Raw genomic sequence first — 4,585 nt, forward strand, 5'->3', positions numbered from 1 at the left:
CCCCGGTAGTTCACGGGGATCTGCGGATCGCTGGGTGAAAATAGACCGAAGTGCTTCCTGAACAGGGGAAACTGGGACTTGTTTAAGGTTCCTGATCCTCAAGCAGAAAGCACTCGGTAGGTGAAGCGTACTTCGTGGTCGTCTGGTCTGTCGTTCTCCGTCGAGGATGTCGGGGTGATTGCTCATGCCGGGGTCATCGCGCCGCGTCTTCTGGCTGATCGCGTCGGCCTGACCGCCGAGCTGTCGGGGGCCATGGCGCAGCGCCGATCCATCCCGATCCATGACCGTGGCAGGGTGTTGACCGATGTCGCGGTGATGCTCACAGGTGGCGGCACGTCCATCGCCGACATCCGCGTCCTGCGCCACCAATCCACTGTCCTGGGTCCGGTCGCCTCCTCTCCGACGGTGTGGCGCGCCCTGGACGAGGTCACCGCTGGTAAACGCAAAAAGATCCAGGTCGCGCGGGCCCGTACGCGGCGGCATGTGTGGTCCCAGCTGCCCGGCGGGGTGCCGGCCTCCAAGTGCGCGGGCCGGGATCTGGGGGACACGGTCGTGCTCGATGTGGACGCCACCATCGTGGTCACCCACAGCGAGAAAGAACAGAGCGCGCCGACCTACAAGCGCACCTTCGGCTACCACCCGATCGGCGTGTGGTGCGACAACACAGAAGAGTTCCTCGCTGCGAGCTTGCGGCCGGGCAACGCGGGGTCGAACACCGCGGCCGACCACATCGACGTCCTGGGGCAAGCCATCGCCCAGATTCCCGCCGCCCATCGGCGTGATGTGCTGATCCGATCCGACGGCGCCGGCGCCTCCCATGACCTGTTGGAGTGGATCTCCGAGCAGAATCGGATCCGTGGTCGGCGGGTGGAGTACTCGGTCGGCTTCTCGATCACCGCCGGAATCCGCCGGGCCATCGCGATCGCCCCCGACACCGCGTGGGGGCCAGCGTTGAACCAGGGCGGGGACCTGCGGCCCGGGGCTGAGGTCGCCGAGCTGACCGGGTTCCTCTCCCCACGGATGCTCGCCAAGTGGCCAGACGGGATGCGGGTCATCGTCCGCCGCGAACGACCCCACCCCGGCGCCCAACTGTCGATGTTCGAGGAACTCGACGGGTGGCGCTACCAGGCATTTGTGACCAACACCGCCGTCGGTCAACTGCAGTTCCTCGAAGCGCGGCATCGGGCGCACGCCCGCGTGGAGGACCGGATCCGCCACGCCAAAGACACCGGACTCGGCCGCCTTCCTTCGCGGGAATTCGCGGTCAACCAGGCCTGGCTCGTCGCGGTCATGATCGCCGCAGACCTCATCGCGTGGACGCGGCTGCTGGCCTGCATCGGCGAGGCCGCCGTTCTCGCCTTGTGCGAGCCCAAAGCGATGCGCTACCGATTCCTGCACGTCGCGGCCCTGCTGACCCGCAGCAGCCGCCGACGACGCGTGAAAATCCCCGAAACCTGGCCGTGGGCCGTCGCCATCGAGGCGGTGTTCCACACGATCGCCGCGATCCCCAAACCCGCCTGACCTCACCTGCCCGCCCACGACAGCACCACCCGGAGACCCGCCCACCGGCAGCGCTAGCCGGAGCTTCCGCACGCCTACTCGCCAATCAGGACGCGACATCCGTAGAGAACCGAATCTCCCACACCCCATGAATCAGGGGGGCTAAAGTGGCCACTGCAATTAAGCGGCGAGTCGTATATGTCTCTGAATCCTAGTTCAAACTCGGCTGGTGTCAAATAGCCCAGTGTGGAATGTCGTCGGGCCCTATTGTAGTACTCCTCAATCCAGGTGAATGTGCTCTTTTTGAGTGCTTTTAGAGTGGGCCACGGGCGCGTGTGAATGAGTTCCTTCTTGTAGCTCGCGAAGAATGATTCTGCGACCGCGTTGTCGAAACAAATGCCAGTGCGCCCCAATGATCGTCGGATATTGTTTTTCGTGCAGTACTTATCGAAGTCGGTGGACGTGTATTGAGTTCCGCGATCGCTGTGGAATATGACTTTTCCGGGTGGTCGACGACGAGCGATGGCCATGTCCAGTGCGTCGGTGACCAGCTCGGTTCGCATGTGGTCGGCCACGGCCCATCCGACGACCATCCGGGAGTGCAGATCGATGACGGTGGCCAGGTACGCCCAGCCGTTCCAGGTCCGTACGTAAGTAATATCGCCGCACCATTTGGTGTTCGCCTCGGCCGCCGTGAAGTCGCGGCCGATGAGGTCAGGTGCCCCAACGGGGCTGTCTCCGGCGACGGTGGTGCGTTTCCACGCCTTCGGGTGGCGGCCTTCCAGACCTGCGACCTTCATGAGCCGCCACACCCGCTTGTGCGAGACCCGGTGGCCGCCGGCGGCGAGTTCCGCACGCATGCGCCGAACGCCGGGACGGCCGTTGAGGTGCTCGTAGTGGTACTCGATCAGCGCTGTTAACTCGTCGTCTCGGAGGTCTCGAGCTGAGCGCGACTTGCCGCGCCACTTGTAGTAGCCAGAAGTCGATACGCCGAGTTGAGCACACATGAACGTGACCGTATATGAATCGGATTCAGCCCAGTCCGCGATAGCCGCGAATTTCACCGCGGGTCTTTCGCGAACCAGGTCGCTACTTTTTTTGCGAACTCCACCTCCATCCGGGCGTGCTTCACTTCTTCGCGAAGGCGCTCGAGTTCCGCCCGCTCGTCCTCATTCAACGGGCGGTCAGACTCACCGTTTCCCTCGTCTCGAGTCTTCTTCACCCATTTCCCCAACGTCATCTCGTGAACGCCGATACTGCGTGCAACTTCGGCGATCGCACGGCCATCATCGATGACCAAACTTACCGCGTTGGCCTTGTACTCGGCAGTGAAGCTCCGACGAGTAGATCCCATAATCCGCTCCCTCTATCTTGGGGGAACTCACCGCTCATCTCCGGGTGTCCACCAGAGCGGGAACGGTCCAGATAAGGTCGCCTGGCAACTGGCCATGGACGTCCCAGTTCATACGGAAGTCTGCTTCGACTTCGACGGGCCCGAAGCGGGCCCTAAGTGCAAGCTCCACCTTGCCGGTCCGGTCAGCCCAGACGATTCGCTGGCCGCCGCGCACCCCCGACGTGAAGCTCTTCCGCTCCAACCGCAGTTCGGCGACGACATCACCTGTAGCGTCTCGGACTCCAACGGTGATACTAGATGCCGGTTCCGGACCGCCCGCTTCGGCCGTGATGGCGGTGAAGTGGATCTCAGCATTGTCAATAGTGCCGCCGAGCCCGCCGGGGAGGTTGAGTTCTGCGGACGCAGCAGACGAGGGAATCGTGAGATCTGTTCCGAAATTGAGAAACTGCTCGAAGCTCTCGGCGAGTGCCGGGTCGCCGGTTACGTCGACCTGCACGGTAGTGGTTATCGGACGCTCGCTGAGGGCGGCAGCGAACTTTGCATACACCTTGATGTGAAGCCACATGGGGCCGTGTTGCTCGGCTGCGACAGCGACCAGCCAGGGCTCGTCGACTTGGTGTGGGGGGCAATCGGATGTTCCGAAGTGGTACCGGTAGTGAGGGTCATTGTTTGCTGCACGTTGCAAGATCCTGATTCGTTCGCCGACGTCGGCAGGTTGCAAACGAGTCCCGCTAGCAAGGGTCGTGTCACCGCGAATGATGGCGGTAAGTTCGGCGAGTTGATCAGCGAAACGGTCTTTGCCCCCTTTGAGGTAGTAATCGATGAGCTCCTGGTGGCGTGCTGCGAGAATATCGAGCTGAGTCAGGCCCATCCATGACCACGTCGGGATACCCAGAGATTTGATCTCCTCTTCGATGCGAGCGCGGTATCCGGGGGTTGAATCGCGGGGGATCACAAGGTGCCACTCGGTGATCGTCCATCCTTCTTGCCTTGACGTTTCTGCGACCGCCCTGAGCGACTTCCTCACTTGTCGGAACTCTGCACCGGCAAACTTCAGGGGGAAGTTCTTGACTTGAAATACCTTGCGCTGGCTGTCGCCGTCGGGAACGAAGACATCGATGCCGCCGTCCGGGCCAGGTGTGAACTTCTGCCCCAGCGGGTGGTCGGCGCACACCAGCATCGCGACGGTGTGTTCGAACTCGCCGCTGTCGAGGCGAGACCAAGGGACGCGTTCAGAGGACATGGATTCGCCAGGTACTCATCAGGACTTCATCGCGCGAGGGCACCGATCCAGTATCTCAATCGACTACGACGCAGGTTGACGAACAGCTGCTGCGCCGGGGGTGGGGAAGAGTTCGCCCGCTGCTCAGCGTCGACAGTGAGGCGGATGTCAGTCGAAGGCGCGCGACTCGCCTCCCAATCAGTCGGCCGAGAATCGATGCCGCAGGTCTTGTCGGCGCCCAAGCCTATGCTGAGTACCGAGCCATGGAGCGTCGGCTTCGGGCCCGGTGAAACGGAGTGAGTGCCACATGCAAGCTGAGGTCACTGGAGCAGGTTTTCGAGAGGATCAGCTGACCGCGATCGAAGCGGGGCTGAATGCAATGTCAGAGCCGGACGCCCGGGTTGTGATTGTTGATAACTTCGTTGACACCGTTCAGCGACTCACCCAGAACCCCGCCTATTCGGCTGGCAGGGGAGCGGGAATCGTCGCTGCAAAGACGATCCACACAT

At 62.4% G+C, this 4,585-nt stretch carries 5 protein-coding genes; 2 read left to right on the top strand and 3 right to left on the bottom strand.

Features of this window, described 5'->3' with window-relative positions; translation table 11 throughout:
* Positions 1–120 precede the first annotated feature (120 nt).
* Entirely contained in the window at positions 121–1,521 is a 1,401-nt protein-coding gene (locus GM1_RS21070) for an IS1380 family transposase (RefSeq protein ID WP_008382277.1), read from the top strand.
* A gap of 74 nt (positions 1,522–1,595) precedes the next feature.
* On the opposite strand, the gene GM1_RS21075 is transcribed toward GM1_RS21070, so the two are convergent.
* From GM1_RS21075 to GM1_RS21085, 3 genes are read right to left on the bottom strand one after another with little or no spacing between them, the layout of a single operon-like run.
* Complete coding sequence (locus GM1_RS21075) at positions 1,596–2,564, bottom strand: IS3 family transposase (RefSeq protein ID WP_008382279.1); 969 nt, start codon at positions 2,562–2,564, stop codon at positions 1,596–1,598.
* A complete protein-coding gene (locus GM1_RS22820) occupies positions 2,561–2,854 on the bottom strand; it encodes a transposase (protein WP_006898371.1) in 294 nt (97 codons plus the stop codon). The genes GM1_RS21075 and GM1_RS22820 overlap by 4 nt, the downstream gene beginning before the upstream one ends.
* 34 nt (positions 2,855–2,888) lie before the next feature.
* The gene (locus GM1_RS21085) at positions 2,889–4,097 is read right to left on the bottom strand and encodes a hypothetical protein (protein ID WP_008382285.1); all 1,209 of its coding nucleotides are present in this window, start codon (positions 4,095–4,097) and stop codon (positions 2,889–2,891) included.
* A 286-nt stretch (positions 4,098–4,383) separates the two neighbouring features.
* On the opposite strand from GM1_RS21085, the gene GM1_RS22825 reads away from it, so the two are divergent.
* A partial coding sequence (locus tag GM1_RS22825) for a hypothetical protein (protein WP_217997964.1) occupies positions 4,384–4,585 on the top strand: 202 nt, incomplete at its 3' end.

Origin of the sequence: Gordonia malaquae NBRC 108250 (assembly GCF_000344135.1) — a bacterium.
Lineage (GTDB): Bacteria > Actinomycetota > Actinomycetes > Mycobacteriales > Mycobacteriaceae > Gordonia > Gordonia malaquae.

Coding starts and splice junctions, on each gene's coding strand:
- GM1_RS22820 (WP_006898371.1), bottom strand. CDS start 2,854: ATGGGATCTACTCGTCGGAGCTTCACTGCCGAGTACAAGGCCAACGCG.
- GM1_RS21085 (WP_008382285.1), bottom strand. CDS start 4,097: ATGTCCTCTGAACGCGTCCCTTGGTCTCGCCTCGACAGCGGCGAGTTC.